Annotated in this window: 17 protein-coding genes; 11 read left to right on the forward strand and 6 right to left on the reverse strand. The window is 51.1% G+C overall.

Annotated features, from left to right (window positions below):
- Nucleotides 1–319 precede the first annotated feature (319 nt).
- The 7 genes from cydD (at nt 320) to uvrC (ending at nt 9050) form a co-directional block, all read left to right on the forward strand.
- Complete coding sequence (gene cydD / locus CRG49_RS05340; RefSeq protein ID WP_095502046.1) at nt 320–2017, forward strand: thiol reductant ABC exporter subunit CydD; 1698 nt, start codon at nt 320–322, stop codon at nt 2015–2017.
- Complete coding sequence (gene cydC, locus CRG49_RS05345) at nt 2004–3638, forward strand: thiol reductant ABC exporter subunit CydC (RefSeq protein ID WP_095502017.1); 1635 nt, start codon at nt 2004–2006, stop codon at nt 3636–3638. Before cydD ends, cydC begins: the two co-directional genes overlap by 14 nt.
- Before the next feature lie 128 nt (nt 3639–3766).
- Entirely contained in the window at nt 3767–5308 is a 1542-nt protein-coding gene (locus CRG49_RS05350; RefSeq protein WP_095502018.1) for a cytochrome ubiquinol oxidase subunit I, read from the forward strand.
- Nucleotides 5309–5319: 11 nt separating this feature from the next.
- Nucleotides 5320–6477 carry a cytochrome d ubiquinol oxidase subunit II gene (gene cydB, locus CRG49_RS05355; protein ID WP_095502019.1) on the forward strand — a complete coding sequence of 386 codons (1158 nt, stop codon included), beginning with the start codon at nt 5320–5322 and terminating at the stop codon, nt 6475–6477.
- 57 nt (nt 6478–6534) lie between these two features.
- Complete coding sequence (gene cydX, locus CRG49_RS05360; RefSeq protein WP_095502020.1) at nt 6535–6660, forward strand: cytochrome bd-I oxidase subunit CydX; 126 nt, start codon at nt 6535–6537, stop codon at nt 6658–6660.
- 123 nt (nt 6661–6783) lie between these two features.
- Nucleotides 6784–7122: a thioredoxin family protein gene (locus CRG49_RS05365; protein ID WP_095502021.1), complete on the forward strand. Its 339-nt coding sequence runs from the start codon at nt 6784–6786 to the stop codon at nt 7120–7122.
- Between the two features lie 74 nt (nt 7123–7196).
- Complete coding sequence (gene uvrC / locus CRG49_RS05370; RefSeq protein ID WP_095502022.1) at nt 7197–9050, forward strand: excinuclease ABC subunit UvrC; 1854 nt, start codon at nt 7197–7199, stop codon at nt 9048–9050.
- A gap of 258 nt (nt 9051–9308) precedes the next feature.
- Here the strand turns inward: uvrC and CRG49_RS05375 are convergent, their stop codons facing one another.
- The 3 genes from CRG49_RS05375 to CRG49_RS05385 all read right to left on the reverse strand — a co-directional run bounded on the left by CRG49_RS05375 (nt 9309) and on the right by CRG49_RS05385 (nt 13434).
- Nucleotides 9309–9515: a hypothetical protein gene (locus CRG49_RS05375; protein ID WP_095502023.1), complete on the reverse strand. Its 207-nt coding sequence runs from the start codon at nt 9513–9515 to the stop codon at nt 9309–9311.
- 168 nt (nt 9516–9683) lie between these two features.
- Complete coding sequence (gene rep, locus CRG49_RS05380) at nt 9684–11684, reverse strand: DNA helicase Rep (protein WP_095502024.1); 2001 nt, start codon at nt 11682–11684, stop codon at nt 9684–9686.
- Between the two features lie 121 nt (nt 11685–11805).
- The gene (locus CRG49_RS05385) at nt 11806–13434 is read right to left on the reverse strand and encodes an ABC-F family ATPase (protein WP_095502025.1); all 1629 of its coding nucleotides are present in this window, start codon (nt 13432–13434) and stop codon (nt 11806–11808) included.
- An 85-nt stretch (nt 13435–13519) separates the two neighbouring features.
- Between CRG49_RS05385 and CRG49_RS05390 the strand changes: the two genes are divergently transcribed.
- Nucleotides 13520–13717 (forward strand): hypothetical protein, encoded by a 198-nt coding sequence (locus tag CRG49_RS05390; RefSeq protein WP_095502026.1) that lies wholly within the window; start codon nt 13520–13522, stop codon nt 13715–13717.
- Between the two features lie 85 nt (nt 13718–13802).
- Entirely contained in the window at nt 13803–14231 is a 429-nt protein-coding gene (locus CRG49_RS05395; RefSeq protein WP_095502027.1) for a DUF4124 domain-containing protein, read from the forward strand.
- 76 nt (nt 14232–14307) lie between these two features.
- Here the strand turns inward: CRG49_RS05395 and truB are convergent, their stop codons facing one another.
- Complete coding sequence (truB, locus tag CRG49_RS05400) at nt 14308–15228, reverse strand: tRNA pseudouridine(55) synthase TruB (RefSeq protein ID WP_095502028.1); 921 nt, start codon at nt 15226–15228, stop codon at nt 14308–14310.
- A 71-nt stretch (nt 15229–15299) separates the two neighbouring features.
- Nucleotides 15300–15671 (reverse strand): 30S ribosome-binding factor RbfA, encoded by a 372-nt coding sequence (gene rbfA / locus CRG49_RS05405; protein ID WP_095502029.1) that lies wholly within the window; start codon nt 15669–15671, stop codon nt 15300–15302.
- 129 nt (nt 15672–15800) lie between these two features.
- Here rbfA and CRG49_RS05410 point away from each other — a divergent pair, with 129 nt between their 5' ends.
- Nucleotides 15801–16841 (forward strand): Gfo/Idh/MocA family oxidoreductase, encoded by a 1041-nt coding sequence (locus CRG49_RS05410; RefSeq protein ID WP_095502030.1) that lies wholly within the window; start codon nt 15801–15803, stop codon nt 16839–16841.
- A gap of 70 nt (nt 16842–16911) precedes the next feature.
- The gene (locus CRG49_RS05415; RefSeq protein WP_095502031.1) at nt 16912–18138 is read left to right on the forward strand and encodes an MFS transporter; all 1227 of its coding nucleotides are present in this window, start codon (nt 16912–16914) and stop codon (nt 18136–18138) included.
- 221 nt (nt 18139–18359) lie between these two features.
- Here CRG49_RS05415 and recA read toward each other — a convergent pair whose 3' ends face one another.
- Nucleotides 18360–19406, reverse strand: coding sequence for a recombinase RecA (gene recA / locus CRG49_RS05420; protein WP_095502032.1), 1047 nt, complete (start codon nt 19404–19406; stop codon nt 18360–18362).
- Nucleotides 19407–19694: the final 288 nt, after the last annotated feature.

A 19694-nucleotide genomic window follows, 5' to 3' on the forward strand; every position in this document is an offset into this window, starting at 1 on the left:
CCGCCGACCGAGAAAGACATTGGACTATGAGACACCGGGTGATCTGTTTTCAGCAGCCCTTGCCAATGGCATTTGAGCGTTGCACTTGAAATGCGAATGTAAGGCCGTCTGAATATTCAGACGACCTTTGTCTTTTTGAATAATTCATTTATAAAACGAATAAATATTTTCTATTAATATCATATCGTTTTCTCCATGCTTTTACAGTTTGCTTGGTTTGATATAAATCAAATCAGGCATATAATGGCATAATTCTTTCGGCTTATCCTTGGCTAAACTTTAGTGATAGATGGCCGTTGTTTTCAACTCGGGAATTTTTATGCCGCGAATGCGTTCCGACAATCTGCTGCGCAGCCTGCTTATGCCTTACCGCCGCCGCTTGTGGCTGCCGGTGGTTTTGGCATGCGTATCGGTGGCTTTGCTGATTGTGCAAAGCGCATTATTGGCGCACTTGTTTGCCGATTGGCTCAATGCCGTGGTGGCGGGTGCAGCGGTTAACCGTGATGTGTTGGTGCGTATTTTGCCGTGGCTGATGGCTTGTTTGCTGCTGCGGCCATTGTTGAATTTAGGCAAAGAGAGGTTGCTGCAAAACATCAGTTTGGATGCGCGCAGCAGCTTGCGGGCAAAATTATTAGATGCGCTGGCGACGCTAGGGCCGGCACGGCATCGCTACGGCAATGACGGCGCATTGAGCACGCAGGTGTTAGAGCAGGTCGATGCGCTCGATGGCTACATCAGCCGCTTTTATGTGCAAAGTCTGGTGGCAGTGATCACGCCATTGGCGATTGTGGCGGCGGTATTTTTTCACAGCAAATTGGCGGCCGGGCTTTTACTGCTCACCGCGCCGCTGGTGCCGCTGTTTATGATTTTGGTCGGCAGCATGGCGGCGGATAAAAACCGTGAACAGTTGGATGTATTGGCGCAATTTGGCGGGCGTTTTTTGGATTTGGTGCGCGGTATGCCGACGCTCAGGCGTTTGCGAGCGACGGATTGGGCACAAAAGCAGGTGGCGCAATCGGCTTCGCGCTATCAGCGTAAAACCATGGGCGTGTTGGCATTGGCGTTTTTATCGGGCGCAGTATTGGAATTGTTTGCTTCGCTGGCGATTGCGCTGGTGGCGGTGTATCTCGGCTTGGGGCTGATCGGCGTGTTGCCGTGGGCGCAAGGTGTGGTGCCGGTGCCGTATGAAAGTGCATTATTTATTTTGTTGTTGGCGCCGGAATTTTATCTGCCTTTGCGCCAACTGGGCAGCGATTACCATGCCAAAGCGCAAGCACAAGCCGCGGCGGAAGCCTTGCAACCTTTATTGGCACACGCCGAGACAAATGATTTTTCAGACGGCCTATCAAATGACATTACTGCCCATCATGCGCCGCAAATTTTGTTGAACAAGGTCAGCATAAGCGATGGCGAACGGCAACGCTTGGCCGAATTTTCGCTGCATATTCCGTCTGCCACGCGTATCGGCATTGGTGGCGAAAGTGGCATCGGGAAATCGAGTTTGTTGCAAGCCTTGCTTGGTTTTGCGGATTATCAGGGTGAGATTTTGGTTAATGGCAAAAACCATCGCGACCACATTGCCCAACTGCGGCAGCAAACCGCTTATCTGGCACAATCGGCGACGTTGATGCGCGGCAGTATCCGCCATAATTTGCGCTTGGCTAAGTCTGATGCCGATGAATTAGAGATGCAGCATGTTTTGAAGCAAGCCGGCCTGTGGGACGTGGTTGCCCGATTGCCGCAAGCTTTGGATACGCCGCTGGGTGAGCGCGGACGTGGTTTGTCGGGCGGGCAGCAGCAGCGGCTTTCGTTGGCGCAATTATTGCTGCGCGATTGCGGCTTGTGGCTGCTGGACGAACCTTGCGCCCATTTGGACGCGCAAACTGCCGCTGAAATTTATGCCTTGCTTGACACACTTAGCCGCGGCAAGACTGTGCTGCTGGTAAGCCATGATTGGCAGGAAATCGACTGGTTGGATCAAACGGTGATTTTGGAGGCGCAGCATGGAAAAGCATAAATTCCGTTTGCACGAATTGTGGCGGTCGCAAGCCGAAAAATGGTTGCTGGCATGGGCTTTGGGCGCGGCAACTTTATTGGCAACCGTTGCCTTGCTGGCGGTTTCTGGCTGGTTTATCAGCGCGGCGGCGGCGGCCGGTTTGGCTGCGATGGCAACGGCTTACACCTTCGACTATTTCCGCCCCGGCGCCATTATCCGCGCTTTGGCAATTATCCGCACTGCCGGCCGTTACGGTGAACGCTTGGCTTCGCACAATGCCGTGTTGGCGCTGCTGCGCGATTTGCGTATCTGCCTGTTTGCAAACTTGACCCACGCTTGGGATAAGGCCAATGTTTCGGCGCAAATCATGCACCGGCTGACCGGCGACATTGATTTGCTCGACAATCTGCCGCTGCGCTTTTTCATGCCGTGGTTGTGGGCTTTGCTGCTTCAGACGGCCTTTTTATTGTGGCTGGCTTTTGTCGCACCGAGTTTAGCGATTGCGGTTGCTTTGCCTTTGTTGCTGGCCGGAATCGTGTTGCCTGCCTTGGCTGCGGTTCACGGCAAAAAGCTGGCGCGCGAAGATGCCGACCAAGCCGAAACCCGCCGCACTTTGCTGCTCGAGCCTTTGCAGATGCTGACATCGCTGCTGCTGTGGCGGCGCTGGGCAGATTGCCGCCGCGAGTTTATCGCCGCCGATGAAGCCTACGGCCAATTGAAGCGCCGCCAACAAGCCTTGGCTTCATTGTATGGCTGGTTGCAACAATGTTTGCTGGCGGTGGTGGTTGGGCTGATGATTTGGCAGGCCTTGCCCTTATTGCAAGCGCAGGATTTGAGCGTGCCGGTATTGCTGGCGATGGTGTTGGCGGTGTTCGGCTTGAACGAAGTATTATCGCCTCTGACGGCGCAATTTATGGCTTACGGTTTTGCCGCCGCCGCCCGCGACCGCTTGAACGAATTAACCATGCCGTCTGAAACGGTTTTCGACATTCAAAATCACGATCTTCAGACGGCCTTGAATGATATTAGCCACATTAGCGTTCAAAATCTTTACGCCCGATACACCGGTGCATTAAACGGCGCGGAAAAGGTTTCTTTTACGCTGACAACAGGCGAAGCGCTGATTATCCGCGGCAAATCCGGCTGCGGTAAATCGACTTTGCTGGACGTGTTGGCTGGAGAGTTGGCGGCGCAATCAGGCCGTCTGAACATGAGCGGGCGGGAATACGATTTTGCGGCGGTGAACTATTTGGCGCAGCAAGTCGATATTTTCGATATGAGCCTGGCCGACAACCTGCGCTTGGGCGATGACAAAATCAGCGATGAAGACTTATGGCGCGTGTTGGCACAAGTGGCGCTGGCCGATTGGGCAAGGGCGCAGCCGCAGGGTTTGCAAACGCCTTTGGGCGAATACGGCGCGGCGGTGTCAGGCGGGCAGGCGAGACGAATTGCCTTGGCGCGTTTGCTGCTGCGGCCAAAACCTGTTTTGCTGTTGGACGAGCCGTTTGCCGGATTAGACGAAGCCACACGCGGGCAGATTTGGCAGACGTTGCGTGAAGCGCAAGCCGATGGCTTTTTGATTGCCGCCAGCCATCATTTGCCCAAGGATTCGGATGACCAGATTTTAGAGATAAATAGCTAATCATTGTTTAGACGGCCTCAATGACAAGGCCGTCTGAAACCAAAATTAGAAAAACAGATGATTAATGAATACGTTACCCACACATTTTCTTGATGATTAACACCGCATATTTATAAGGAGTATTTCGTATGGATGTGATTGAGCTCTCGCGGCTACAATTTGCTGTAACGGCGTTATATCACTTTCTCTTCGTGCCGCTCACACTGGGCTTATCGTGGATTTTGGTGATTATGGAAGCCGTGTATGTGATGACGGGCAAGGTGATTTACCGCGACATGACCCAGTTTTGGGGCAAGTTGTTTGGCATTAACTTTGCCCTAGGTGTCACCACCGGCATTACCATGGAATTTCAGTTTGGCACCAACTGGTCGTATTATTCGCACTATGTCGGCGATATTTTCGGCGCGCCGTTGGCTTTGGAAGGCTTGATGGCGTTCTTTATGGAAGCAACGTTGGTCGGCCTGTTTTTCTTCGGCTGGCAACGCATGACCCGCCGCCAGCATTTGTTGGTGACCATGTTTATGGCGCTGGGCACCAATCTTTCCGCTTTGTGGATTTTGGTGGCCAATGGTTGGATGCAGAATCCCGTCGGCGCGGTATTCAATCTGGAAACCATGCGCATGGAGATGACCAGCTTTGTCGATGTGTTTTTCAATCCGGAAGCGCAAAACAAATTCGTGCATACGGTATCGGCAGGTTATGTCACCGGCTCGATGTTTGTGCTGTCGGTGTCAAGCTGGTATCTGCTGCGTAAGAAAGACATTGAGTTTGCCAAGAAGAGCTTCCGCATCGCGGCGGCATTCGGCATGGCATCGATTTTGTCGGTTATCGTGTTGGGCGACGAATCGGGCTACAGCATCGGCCATGCGCAGAAAACCAAGATGGCGGCATTGGAAGCGATGTGGGAAACCGAGCCAGCGCCGGCGTCGTTTAACCTGATTGCTATTCCTAATGAACAAGAAATGAAAAACGATTTTGCCGTGCATATCCCTTATGTGATGGGCATCATCGGCACGCGTTCGCTGGATAAGGAAATTCCGGGCATTAAAGACATCGTGGCGGAAAACCGCCAGCGCATCGAATCGGGGCAGCAAGCCGTGACCGCATTGGAAACGCTGCGTCAAAACCGCGATGATGCCGCCGCGCGTGATGTGTTTGAGCAGCACCAAGACAATCTCGGCTTCGGTTTGCTGTTGAAGCAATACACCGACAATGTGGCCGCCGCCACGCCGGAAATGAAAGACCAAGCCGCGCGTGAGACCATTCCGAAAGTGGTGCCGCTGTTTTGGAGCTTCCGCGTGATGGTGTTCAGCGGCGTGGTGATGCTGCTGGTATTCGGCTTGAGCTTCTGGCATTCGGTGAAAAACACGTTTGCCCACAAAAAATGGCTGCTGCGCTTGGCGGTGATTTCGCTGCCGCTGCCGTGGATTGCGATTGAAGCGGGCTGGCTGTTGGCCGAATACGGCCGCCAACCGTGGACGATTTACGGTGTGCTGCCGACGCATTTGTCGGCATCGTCATTATCGGTGACATCGCTGTATGGTTCGCTGGCGGGCTTTATCGCGTTTTACACCGTATTGCTGGTGGTGGAAGTGTATTTGATGCGCAAATACATCAGCCAAGGGCCGGGTTCGCTCGGCACAGGCCGCTACGACAATGAAGCGCATTAAGGAGACAGAGAATGGATATTGTCAATTTCTTTGATTACGCCAGCCTGAAATTTGTTTGGTGGCTCTTGATTGGTTTTCTGATTGCCGGTTTTGCCGTGATGGACGGCCACGACATGGGCATCTGCACGCTGCTGCCGTTTGTCGCCAAAACCGATGAAGAACGCCGCGTGGTGGTGAACACCATCGGTGCAACATGGGAAGGTAACCAAACATGGCTGATTACCGGCGCGGGCGCGATTTTTGCCGCGTGGCCGATTATTTACGCCACCGCGTTTTCCGGTTTCTACTGGGCGATGCTGGCGGTGTTGTGGGCGATGTTTTTCCGGCCGGTCGGCTTCAAATACCGCAGCTTGGTGAAAAATCCGACATGGCGCAAAACATGGGACTGGGGCTTGTTTGTCGGCTCGTTTGTTCCGGCTTTGTTGTTCGGCGTGGCCTTGGGCAATGTGATTCAGGGCGTGCCGTTTCACTTTGACGACACCATGCGCTCGTTTTACACCGGCTCGTTTTGGGCATTGCTGAACCCGTTTGCCTTATTGTGCGGCTTGGTGTCTGTGGCGATGCTGGTGTTGCACGGCGCGATTTTCCTGATGAACAAAACCGAAGGCGTGGTTTATCAGCGCACGCGTAAAGTGTTGCTGCCTGCTTTAATCGCTACACTATTATTATTCAGCATCGGCGGCTGGTGGGTGGCCACGGGTGTGGAGGGCTATGTTGTGACTGCCGGCACACTCAGCCCCGATACGCTGCCAAACCCTTTGGGTAAAGAAGTGACCCAACAAACCGGCGCTTGGCTCAATAATTATCAGCAATATCCGCTGACCATGCTGGTGCCGCTGATTGCCTACGCCGGATTCATCATCGGCACATTGCTGGCACGCATGGATAAAATGGGTGCGGCGTTTTTCTTCTCCGCCTTGGGTGTGATTGGTGTCATCGGCACATTCGGCGTGTCGCTGTTCCCATTCATCATGCCGAGCAGCAGCGATTTACGCTCGAGCTTGACCGTATGGGATGCGACTTCCAGCCACCTGACTTTGGTGGTGATGCTGTTTTCTACCGCAATCATGATGCCGATTATCTTGGCCTACACATCGTGGGCGTATAAGGTAATGAGCGGCAAAGTTACGGTGGAAGACATCCGCGAAAACGATCACAGCGCGTATTAACACGATTCAGACGGCATATTGATTTTGAGGCCGTCTGAAAGAAGAAAGGAACCAACAATGTGGTATTTTGCATGGATTTTGGGCTTGGGCTTTGCCGTGTTGCTCGCCATCATGAATGCAATGTGGGGCGAATTTGAGCAAGACCGCGATAAGCTGTTTGCCAAAGAAGATGAGGCCGCCTGAAAACGGGTTCATCCGTATCAACTAAGTTAGCAAAATGCCGTCTGAAATATGTTTTCATACGTTTCAGACGGCATTTTCTTTATCGCTTATAATGAGGCTGTCTGAAAGAAAATCCTGCTTAAAATGAACACCTATCCCTTAGCCCAAACGCTCGAAATCATCGCCAACGCCCCAGAAGCTTTGTTGTATCTTTCTGCCACAAATTGCGGCGTGTGCCATGCGATAAAACCGCGCGTGCAGACTTTGGCGGAAAAGCATGCGCTGACGGCTTTGGAAATCAATTTGAGCGAGCAAACCGAAGCAGCAGCCGTGTTTGAAGTGTTAACCATTCCGGCGGTGTTGCTGTATGCGCATGGTAAGGAATACCACCGCCAAGCAAGATTTATCGATTTGCAAGCGCTTGAACAGCAAATTAAGCAGCCGCCACTTGAGCATACGGATTATGCGGAAATCTTTAAATAGGCCGTCTGAAAAAACTGCCAGATTGAAAACCGCCGTTCCATCCCTATCTTTATCATCTATCAAACCCTTACCCGATGAGCCGTTCCGTGAGCGAAACCCAAGACTTCAATTTAGATTTATTCCTAAAAAACCTGCCCAATTTACCGGGCGTGTACCGCATGTTTGATGCAGAAAACAATGTATTGTATGTCGGTAAAGCGGTGAATTTGAAGCGCAGGGTGTCGAGCTATTTCCAAAAAAACGATTTATCGCCACGCATACGTTTGATGGTGAAACAGGTTCACCACATCGAAACCACGGTCACGCGCAATGAAACTGAAGCCTTGATTTTGGAAAACAATTTTATCAAGGCTTTGTCGCCGAAATACAATATTTTGTTTCGCGACGATAAAAGCTATCCGTATTTGATGTTCAGCGGGCATGAGTTTCCGCAGATGGCGTATTACCGCGGCACCTTGAAAAAGCCGAATCAGTATTTCGGCCCGTATCCCAACGGCTATGCCGTGCGCGACAGTATTCAGATTTTGCAGAAAGTATTCAAGCTGCGCACTTGTGAAGACAGCGTATTCGAGCATCGCGAGCGCGCCTGCCTGCTTTATCAGATTAAACGTTGCTCGGGGCCTTGTGTCGGCCATATTTCGCAGGAAGATTATCGTGCCGATGTCAATCAGGCGGCCACGTTTTTGAATGGCAAAACCGACGAGCTCACCCAAGTTTTGCACCATAAAATGAACCGCGCGGCCGATATGCTAAATTTTGAAGAAGCGGCCAAATATCGCGACCAGATTCAGGCTTTGGGTGTGATTCAGAGCCGTCAGTATATCGACAGCAAAAATCCGGATAATCCCAACGACATCGATTTACTCGCCGCCGTGGTTTCAGACGGCCTCGTGTGCATCCATTGGGTAAGCGTGCGCGGCGGGCGGCATGTCGGCGATAAAAGCTTCTTCCCCGATGTGCGCCACGATCCGGATCCGAATTTGCAGGATTACGCCGAAGCCTTTGTCGCGCAACATTATTTGGGCAAAGACAAGCCCGACATCATTATCAGCAATTTCACCTTACCCGAAAGCCTGCAACAAGCCTTGATTGACGAGCAGGGCAGGCAGATTCAGTTTGTCACCAAAACCATCGGCGAGCGCAAAGTCTGGATGAAAATGGCCGAACAAAATGCGCGTATTGCCATCGGCCAGCACCAATTGCAGCAAAGTAGCCAGCAAAACCGCATCGAAGAATTGGCCAAAGTGTTGAACATGGATTCAGACGGCCTCAAACGCCTAGAATGCTTCGACATCAGCCATATGCAGGGCGAAGCAACCATCGCGTCCTGCGTGGTGTATGACGAACAGGCCATGCAGTCGAGCCAATACCGCCGCTACAACATCACTACCGCCAAAGCGGGTGACGATTACGCCGCCATGCGTGAAGTATTGACCCGCCGCTACGGCAAAATGCAGCAGGCCGAAGCCAATGGCGAAGCAGTCAAATGGCCGGATGCCGTGTTGATTGATGGCGGCAAAGGCCAAATCGGCGTGGCTGTGAGCGTGTGGGAAGAATTGGGCTTGACCATTCCGCTGATCGGCATTGCCAAAGGCCCCGAGCGCAAAGCCGGTTTGGAAGAGTTGATTTTACCGTTTACCGGCGAAGTGTTCCGCCTGCCGCCGAACAGCCCGGCGCTGCACCTGCTGCAAACCGTGCGCGACGAATCGCACCGCTTTGCCATCACCGGCCACCGTAAAAAACGCGACAAAGCACGCGTTACCTCATCGCTGACCGACATCCCCGGCGTAGGCAGCAAACGCCGCAAAGCCTTGCTTACCCGCTTCGGCGGCCTACGCGGCGTGGCCGCAGCAAGTAAGGAAGATTTGGCGCAAGTGGAAGGCATCAGCAGTGCCTTGGCCGAGAAGGCTTATGAGCATTTGCATTAGTGGATTTAAGAAGGTTGGATGTAAGTATCTGAGCTACGATTGTTGTGATATGTGGGAATAAACAAAGCCGTCTGAAAAGTTTTAAGAAAACGGATTTCAGACGGCCTTGTTATTTATTATAAAATTTATACTAACGGTAGGTCGGATACTCGTATCCGACATTCTAAAAATGCTTCTTTCCTTACTGACAATCGGCTCGCCACCTTGACGGCCTAGTAGCTTTAAGAGTGTCGGATACAAGTATCCGACCTACGCTTGCTAAGACGATTTACGGCCTTTCCCCAGATATTCCATCAAGAGGCCGATAACAAACAGACCGGCAACGATACTGCTGATAATCGGATAGAAGGCAAATCCTACGGCAAACATTACCAATATGAGTAGGACTGCAAAAGCCAGCCCCAACATGCCGAAAATATCATCGATAAATGCGACTAATTCTTTAGGCAACTTGAATGTGGACATGGTTAGCCCCGAAAAAATATTTAATTTACAGGGACTTTAACCTATGTCATCTAATTTGACAATCGCTATTATCGTCGGTGCCAGCGTAGTAAACATCGTCCGATTCGTATCCGACATTCTAAAAATGCCGTCTGAAAGATGATAAAACTTTTCAGACGGCATACAAGCTTATCCCTTACTTTTCGCCGCAATCATCGCACGCAAATTGGCCAAATGGCTTTTGCCTTCTTCTTTGCTGACAATCGGCTCGCCGCCTTGGCGGCCTAAAATTTTCAAATCTTCCTGTGGCATTTCGTCGATAAAACGGCTCGGCTCGGGAAATTGCCATGTGCCTTGCCGCTTGCGTTTGATGCAGTGGGTTAGGGTTAATTGGCGTTTGGCGCGGGTGATGCCAACATACATCAGGCGGCGTTCTTCTTCGACGTTGCTTTCTTCAATGCTGTCGGCGTGGGGCAAAATGCCTTCTTCGCAGCCGACTAAAAACACATACGGATATTCCAAGCCCTTGGATGCGTGCAGGGTGGAGAGTTTGACTGCGTCGTTTTCTTCTTCATCTTTGCCTTCCAGCAGCGTCATCAGCGCGATGGTTTGCGCGATTTCGATGATGTTTTTGCCGTCTTCATCGCCTTTGCGTTGCAGCCATGAGGTTAAATCGGTGACGTTGCGCCATTTGATTTCTCCGGCTTTGCCTTCTTCGCTGATGAGCAGATGGTTTTCATAGCCGATTTCTTCCAGCAGGCTGGTGATGAATTCGCCTGCATCGGCCACTTCGGCGCGGTTGCGGTAGGCTTCCATCATGTGCATAAATGCTTGTAAATGCTCGCGGTTGGCGGTGTTGAGCAGGGCTAAGGCTGCTTCGGTTTGGGCGGCTTCGTATAGGCTGCACTCGTGTTCGTGGGCGTAGGTGTTGAGTTTGCCCAGCGTCACGTCGCCGATGCCGCGTTTGGGTGTGGTCACGGCGCGTAAAAAGGCGGGGTCGTCGGCCGGATTGGCAATCAGGCGGATGTAGGCCAATACGTCTTTAATCTCGGCTTTGTCGAAAAAGCTTTGCCCGCCGGAAAGCTGATAGGGTACGCGCGCGCTGCGTAGGGCTTCTTCAAACACACGCGCTTGATGGTTGCCGCGATAAAGCACGGCAAAATCGGCATATTTGGCTTTGTCGCCCGCCACGACTTTTTGTTTGACGATTTGGCTGACCACCCATTCGGCTTCGTGCTGCTCGTTTTGACACGCCACCACTTTCACCACTTCGCCCATGCCGAATTGCGACCATAAGGTTTTTTGGAACAATTTCGGATTGTTTTCAATCACTTTGTTGGCGATTTTTAGAATCCGCGCGGTGGAGCGATAATTTTGCTCAAGTTTAATCACCTTCATTTGCGGATAATCCTGCTGCATTTGGCGCAGGTTTTCCATGTTGGCGCCACGCCAAGCGTAAATCGATTGGTCGTCATCGCCCACCGCGGTGAACATGCCTTCCGCGCCGGTAAGCAGCTTCATCAGCGTGAATTGGCAGGTGTTGGTATCTTGGCATTCATCGACCAACAAATAGCGCAAACGCAGCTGCCATTTGTGGCGCACTTCGCTGTTTTGCTGCAACAAAAGCGTGGGCAGGCGGATCAGGTCGTCAAAATCCACCGCCTGATAGCTTTCCAAAGTGGCTTGATAACCGGCATAAATTTGCGCGGTTTGCTTTTCCCATTCATTTGAGGCCGTCTGAAACGCGATTTCAGGTGTTTGTAGATTGTTTTTCCATAGTGAGATTTGGTGCTGCACCTTGAACACGGCTTCTTTGCCCGTGCCGCCCAACAGCTCGCCGATGATTTTGGCGCTGTCGGTGCCGTCTAAGATGGAAAAGTTTTTTTTGTAGCCGATTTGCGCGGCTTCTTCACGCAAAATTCGCATGCCTAAAGAGTGAAAGGTACAAATCGTCAGCCCGCGCGTTTTCGATTTGGGCAGCATTTTCGCCACGCGTTCCTGCATTTCCTTCGCCGCCTTGTTGGTAAAGGTAATCGCTGCCACCTGATGGCCGGCATAACCGATGTTAACCAGCAAGTGCTTGATTTTTTGCGTAATCACACCGGTTTTGCCGCTGCCGGCTCCGGCCAGAACCAAAAGCGGCCCGCCCAAATAATTTACAGCGGCTTGTTGTTGGGGATTGAGTTTCATAAGACGATAGGGGAAATGTGTTGGAACAGGATTATAACATTCGGCAAAGGGTAAGGCCGCCTGAAAAGCAGATTCACTTTTCAGACGGCCTGTTTCAGTTTCAGCTTCATTTAATGGAGAATCAAACCAAACCTTTTTTCTCCAGATAGCTTTCGTAGTCGCCCAAGTAATGCTCGTAGCCGCCTTTGCCGTCGAGCTCGATGATTTGGGTGGCGAGCGATGAAACAAACTGACGGTCGTGCGAAACGAAAATCAGCGTGCCGTTGTATTTTTCCAGCGCCATGTTGAGCGATTCAATGCTTTCCATGTCCATGTGGTTGGTCGGCTCGTCCATCACCAGCACGTTCGGTTTCAACAGCAATAATTTGCCGTAGAGCATGCGGCCTTTCTCTCCGCCGGACAATACTTTGACTTTTTTCACCACATCGTTGCTGCCGAAGAGCAGGCGGCCGAGTGTGCCGCGGATCACTTGCTCATCGTCGCCTTCTTGACCCCATTGCCGCATCCATTCGCTCAAGTCCATATCGACGTCGAAGTCGTTTTCATGGTCTTGCGGATAGTAGCCGACATGTGCTTTTTCAGCCCATTTGATGGTGCCTTCGTCTTGGGTGAGGCCGTCTGAATATTCGGCGTTGTAGGCACCGGCCAATAATTTCAGCAAAGTGGACTTACCGGCACCGTTGGGGCCGATAATCGCCAGGCGTTGGCCGGCCTCCAAGATGAAGTTGAGGTTTTTGAACAACTGGGTTTCAAAGCGCTTGGCCAGTTTTTCCACTTCCACGGCCTGACGGTGCAGCTTGGCTTTTTCGTCGGCTTCAAAACGGATATACGGGTTTTGGCGGGTAGAAGGTTTGACTTCGACCATTTCCGATTTGATTTTGTCGGCCTGTTTCAAGCGGCTGGTGGCTTGGCGGGCTTTGGATTTGTTGGCCGAGAAACGCGCCACGAATTCTTGCAGTTCCTGCAGTTTTTCTCTGGCTTTGGCGTTGTCTTTCAGCGCGCGCTCGCGGGATTGTGCTGAAGCGAGCATGTAATCGTCGTAGTTGCCCGGATAGATGGTGATGGTGTTGTAGTCCAAGTCGGCCATGTGGGTGCACACTTCGTTCAAAAAGTGACGGTCGTGCGAGATGATGATCATGGTCGAATCGTATTCGTTCAATACGCCTTCCAACCAGCGGATGGTGTTGATGTCCAAGTTGTTGGTCGGCTCGTCAAGCAGCAACACGTCGGGCTTGGAAAACAATGCCTGCGCCAGCAACACGCGCAATTTGAAGCCCGGAGCAACTTCGCTCATTTGCGCATTGTGCAAATCTTCAGAAATGCCCACGCCGCTCAACAATTCGGCGGCGCGCGCTTCGGCGGTGTAGCCGTCGTATTCGGCAAACTTGGCTTCCAAATCGGCCGCGCGCATATAGTCGTCTTCAGTGGCTTCCATGTTGGCGTAAATCGCGTCGCGTTCGGTCATGGCCGCCCACATTTCGGTGTGCCCCATCAACACCACATCCAACACGCGCATATCTTCGTAAGCAAACTGGTCTTGTTTCAGCTTACCCAAGCGCACGCCGTTTTCAATCGCCACTTCACCGGCAGTCTGCTCCAAATCGCCGCCCAGAATTTTCATAAACGTGGATTTGCCCGAGCCGTTGGCGCCGATCAAACCGTAGCGGTTGCCTTCGCCGAATTTGACAGACACGTTTTCAAACAGCGGCTTTGCGCCAAACTGCATGGTAATGCCGTTGGTAGAAATCATTCTTTGTAAAACCTTTATAAATAGAGTGTTATAATCGGGCGAAATTGTAGCATATTTTATAGAGGCCGTCTGAAAAGGAAACGCGTTGGAAACCGAAAAAATCTATTACGCCGTGATTATTCTGATTTGCGCGGCATCGATGCTGCTCAGCCCGTTTTTCTATATCCGCCGCACGCGCAATGCCGCCGAAGTGCGCCAGCAGCCGCAACGCTGGATGCCGATTATCATCGCCAACCTGATTATGATTGCTGCGCTGGTGTTTATTTGGTGGAAATGGTTTTAGCCAACTTATTTTTACACAAACCGGCGTTTTACCCTAACGTGAATTCATTACAATAGCTTGAATTGATTTCAACCGGATGACCCACATGAACAAAACCGTTTTACTCACCTTAGCCTTGCTCGCTTCCACAGCTGCCCAAGCAGCAACCATTTACGAATGCACCGACCGCTCAGGCCGCAAGGTTTATAGCCAAGACGGCGGCAAAAACTGCAAAGCCAGCAATATCGGCCGCCCATCGGTATACACTTCAGCACCTGTTTATCAAACTGCCGCCCCAGTCGCCATCAGCGAAAGCATGCCGCAAGCAAATACATCTGCTGATTTGGAAGCGGCACAACGCGAATTGCAGCAGGCGCAGCACGCTTTGGAAGAAGGCAAAAAAGTGCGCTTGGGCAATGAACGCAATTACGCCAAGTATTTAGAGCGCGTGCAGAGTTTGGGAAACAATGTCAAAGCGGCGCAAGACAAGGTGCAAGCCGCTGAGCGTGGTGAATCGCAACAATTGTTGCGCTGATTTTGATTGAATAGAAAATTTGATTAAATAGAAAAAAAGCCGTCTGAAAAAATTTTTCAGACGGCTTTTTGTGTTTTTATTCGCTTGTATTCGCCGTATTCATCAAACGCAAGGCTTTCAGACGGCCTATGTCTTGTTGATATTCAACCAAACCGATAAATTCGCCTTGTTGGCTGTACATACGAATCGGTTGTTCATGCGCAATGTTTTCGGTGAACTGTGGGCGTTGGCCGAATTTCAGCATTTCAACGGCGCGGTCGTTGAGTGTGATTTTCGGCAAATGCTGCACCAGTACATCGCAAGGCAGCAAGAGTGCATCGCGTTCGGATTCGCTTAAGTCTGCCAATTGTTCCAGCGTGTGGCTTTGTGCGATGATGAAACCGGCGGTTTCGGTGCGGCGCAAGGCAGTCAGGTGGGCGAAGGTGCCGATGTGCTTAGCGATGTCTTCGCTGAGGGTGCGGATATAAGTGCCTTTGCTGCAACGCACGTCAATCACGGCTTTGGGTGCGGAAAATTCTTGAATATCAATCGAGTAAATGGTGATGTCGCGCGGTTTGCGTTCAATCACGATGCCTTTGCGCGCGTATTCGTAAAGTGGTTTGCCTTCGTGTTTCAATGCAGAGAACATCGGCGGCACTTGGCGGATAGGGCCGGTGAGTGCGGCGCAGGCCGTCTGAAATTCTTGTAGCGAAATATCAGCACGGGCGGTATCGATGATTTCACCTTCGGCATCGCCGGTGGTGCTGGCTTCGCCCAGCTTCATGGTGGCGGTGTAGGCTTTATCCGCATCGAGCAGATATTGCGCGAACTTGGTCGCTTCACCGAAGCATACAGGCAGTAGGCCGGTGGCGAGTGGGTCGAGCACGCCGGTGTGACCGGCTTTTTCGGCGCGATAAAGACGGCGCGCTTTTTGCAAGGCGGTGTTGCTGCTCAAACCTTCGGGTTTGTCGAGTAATAAAACGCCGTTGATAGGGCGTTTGCTGGGTTTGGTATTCATGGGGTTTCAACTGTAAAAGGCCGTCTGAAAGCCGGTTAAATGCTTTTCAGACGGCCTTTATGATGGATGGTTTAATCTTCTACCGGTTTTTCAGCCGCCACTTGGTCAATCAGGCTGGAAATGCTCATGCCGCGTTCTAATGATTCGTCGTATTTGAAATGCAGCTCGGGAATTTTGAAGAGCTTGATGCGTTTGGCCAATTCGCTGCGTAAATGGCCTTTGGCGTGGTCGAGTGCTTCTTCGGTGATTTCGCGGGTGCTGTCGTCCAATACGGTGTAAAACACGGTAGCGTGGCTGTAATCGCGGGTGACTTCGACTTCGTTGATGGTGATGAAACCGGCGCGCGGGTCTTTCAAATCGGTGCGGACGAGTTCGGCCAGTTCGCGCATGATTTGTTCACGAACTCGGTCTTGGCGGGCATAGCCGCGTTGTGGTTTTCGCATAATGTGTCCTTTCTGATGGCCGTCTGAAGTGGATTGGCATGAATTTGGTCAATCAAGCATACAGCCTGTTTCATTAATGCGCAATTATAACGGATATTCTGTGATTAGGCCGTCTGAAAAGGAAATCGTATGAAAAAAATCAACATCGGCTTGGCCGGATTCGGCATGTCGGCGCAAGTGTTTCATCTGCCATTTTGGCGTGTGGACGGTCGTTTTGATGTGGTTAAGGTGTTTGAACGCAGCAGCGACAAGGCCAAAAACGTGTTGCCGGATGCGGAAACCGTGCGCAATTTTGATGATTTGCTCACTGATGACGTGGATTTAATCGTGATTACTACGCCGAATCAAACGCATTTTGAATTGGCTAAACAAGCTTTATCGGCGGGCAAGCATGTGGTGGTGGAAAAGCCGCTGTGTGCCACGGCGGAAGAAGCGTTAATCTTGGCGGATTTGGCTGATGAACAGGGCGTGTTGTTGAGCGTTTATCAAAACCGCCGTTGGGACAGCGCGCCGCTCACGGCCAAAAAACTGCTTTCAGACGGCCTGTTAGGCGAGATTGTCGATGCGGAATTTCGTTTTGAACGCTATGCGGCGGGCTTGAACAAAAAGCGTTGGAAGGAAACCGGCGGCGCAGGTGTGGGCTTGGTGTATGATTTGGGCTCGCATTTATTGGATATGGCGGTGGATTTATTTGGTATGCCGTCTGAACTGTATGCCGATATCCGCCACCAGCATGAAGGCGCGTTGAGTGATGATAATTTCGACATCGCGCTGTATTATTCAGACGGCCTGAAGGTGTCGCTGATTGGCACCAAATATGCCCGCGAGCCTTTGCCGTTTATGACGCTGCACGGTAAAAAAGGTTCGTATATCAAGCAGGACGCGGATAATCAAGAAGCCTTGCTGGTTGGCGGTATATTGCCTGAAGGTAATTGGAATGTAGAAACGTCGCAAGAATGGGGCGTGTTGCACACGGAAATCGACGGTCAAATCATGCGCCAAACCATGCCGAGCGAGCGCGGCGATTATGGTGCGTTTTATCGAAATCTTTATGCCGCTTTGACTGAAGGCGAGCCTTTGGCGGTGAATGCACGACAGGTGGCGCAAGTGTTAGGTTTAATTGAAAAAGCCTATGAAAGCGCGCAGACGGGCAGACGGACTAAGGTTTGATTTGTGATGAAGATGCCGTCTGAACATTGGTTTCAGACGGCATTGTTTACATATCCATCAAGAGAATAATATGCAGACAGAGATTCATCAGACGAAATTATTGTGGCTGATTGCGTTTGCCGCGGCGGCGGTGTTGATGATTACCATGGGCATCAGGATGTCGCTCGGCTTGTTTGTGCAGCCGATGGTCAATTCCACTGCATTGAGCATTGCCGGCATCAGTTTTGCGATGGCGATGTGTCAATTGATGTGGGGCGTGGCACAACCGCTGTCGGGCGCGTTGGCGGATCGCTTTGGCGCGTGGCCGGTGTTGTTGTGGGGCACAATTCTTCTGGCCATTGGTTGCGCGCTGATTCCGTCGCTCACCACTACTTGGGGCTTAACCTTGAGCATGGGGGTGATGTTGGCGATGGGGTCGGGGGCGGGTAGTCATTCGATTTTGATGAGCCAAGTTTCCAATAAGCTGCCACCATCAATGCGCGGCACGGCTTCGGGTGTAGTAAATGCAGGCGGCTCGTTCGGCCAATTTCTGTTCTCGCCTGTGTTGCAAGGATTGATTTTTCTTCCGGCCATCGGTTGGCGCGGTGCCATGTATGTGTTGGCGTTGGTGAGTTTGCTGATTATCCCGATTGCACGTTGGCTCACGCGCAGAGAATCGGGCGCGGTGGCCGTTCAGACGGCCCCGAATGTACAACCTGAACAGACTTTGAAGCAGGCTGTTTCACAAGCATTTAAAGACCGCAGCTATATTTTGTTGCATTTGGGCTTTTTTACCTGCGGCTTTCACATTGCTTTTTTGGTGACGCATTTGCCGACTGAAGTGGCCTTGTGCGGTTTGCCGCCGACGGTAGCTTCGTGGTCGCTGGCCATTATCGGCATCGCCAATGTAATTGGCAGCTTGGCAGCCGGCTGGTGTGTGGGCAAATTTCGCAGCAAATATATTTTGTTTTGGATGTATGCTTCGCGTGCCTTGCTGATTTTGATTTACCTGATGATGCCGCGTACTGATTGGACGTTTTACTTATTCGCATTCGGGCTAGGTTTGACATGGCTGGCCACAGTGCCGCCGACTGCCGCGATTACCGGCAAATTGTTTGGTCTGCGTTATCTGGCGACTTTATTCGGCTTAACTTTGTTGTCGCACCAAATCGGCGGTTTTCTTGGCGCGTATTTGGGCGGTATTGCGATTACGGCTTTTGGTGATTACAACTGGATGTGGTACGCGGATATGGTGCTTGCCGCTATGGCTGCTTTGTTGAATTTACCGATTCGTGAAGCGAAAATAGGAAAGGTTTAGGCTGGGGAGTATTTACTTTCAGACGGCCTGATATTTTTGCAAAACTCGTAAATCTTTAAATCGTCATTCCCGCACAGGCGGGAATGACGAGCATAGCTTTCTTAGTTTAAACTGAGCTTTGCAACGCTCTCCGCCTTAAGCAATTCAAAAACAAATAAAAAGAGCAGGTGCTAAGCCTGCTCTTTTTTATGAGACATTAAGTCCACGTTGCCGTCACGATTTTACTCTTCAGGACGTTCGCCATCGGTATCGTCAATTTTACCTTCGGTGATGTCAATGTTGATGCCGACTGCTGCACGGATTTTGGCATCGATTTCGTTGGCAACTTCCGGGTTTTCTTTCAGCCACAAGCGCACGTTGTCTTTGCCTTGGCCGATTTTCGCGCCGTTGTAGCTGTACCATGCGCCGGATTTTTCAACGATGTCGTGTTTCACGCCGATGTCGATCAATTCGCCTTCCCAGCTCACGCCTTCGCCATACAGAATATCAAATTCGGCTTGACGGAACGGCGGCGCTACTTTGTTTTTAATCACTTTAACTTTGGTTTCGTTACCAATCACGTCGTCGCCTTTTTTGATTTGGCCGGTACGACGGATATCCAAGCGCACGGAAGCGTAGAATTTCAACGCGTTACCGCCGGTAGTGGTTTCCGGGCTGCCGAACATCACACCGATTTTCATGCGGATTTGGTTAATGAATACCACCAAAGTGTTGGTGCGTTTGATGTGGCCGGTCAGTTTACGCAAGGCTTGGCTCATCAAGCGCGCTTGTAAACCGACGTGGCTGTCGCCCATTTCGCCTTCGATTTCGGCTTTCGGTACCAATGCGGCTACCGAGTCAACCACGACCATGTCCACACCGCCGGAGCGTACCAAAGTATCACAGATTTCTAAGGCTTGTTCGCCGGTGTCCGGTTGGGAAAGGTACAATTCTTCCACTTTTACGCCCAATTTGCGCGCATAAATCGGGTCAAATGCGTGCTCGGCATCGATGAATGCACATACACCGCCTGATTTTTGGCATTGTGCAATGGCTTCCAAACACAAAGTGGTTTTACCGGATGATTCAGGGCCGAAGATTTCAACCACGCGGCCGCGCGGCAAACCGCCTACGCCCAAAGCTAAGTCCAAGCCGAGCGAGCCGGTTGAGATGACTTCTAAGTTTTCTTCTTGATGGCTGCCATCCATCTTCATGATAGAGCCTTTACCGAAGTTTTTTTCGATTTGGGCTAAGGCAGCGGCAAGGGCTTTGCTTTTTTCATCTGACATAATGGTACTTTCTGTAAGTGTTGTCACGAATTAACTAAGAATTTATTTAGCTATTATCGCATAAATTAAGAAAAAGTATAGTTTTATTTTGTTTTAATTTTCAGACGGCCTGAATATTGTTTAAAGTCTGTCATTAATTTCCATAAAAACATCATGTTAGGAAAATAAAGTGTGTGGCAGTTTTGCGCATATTCAGCCTGAAAGTATAGCATAAAAGCTTTAAAAAGCCGTATTGAGCGATGATACAAACTGAAAAATCATGCCGTCTGAAAAGTTCAGACGGCATGA

This window comes from Neisseria sp. N95_16, from assembly GCF_002551535.2.
Lineage (GTDB): Bacteria > Pseudomonadota > Gammaproteobacteria > Burkholderiales > Neisseriaceae > Neisseria > Neisseria brasiliensis.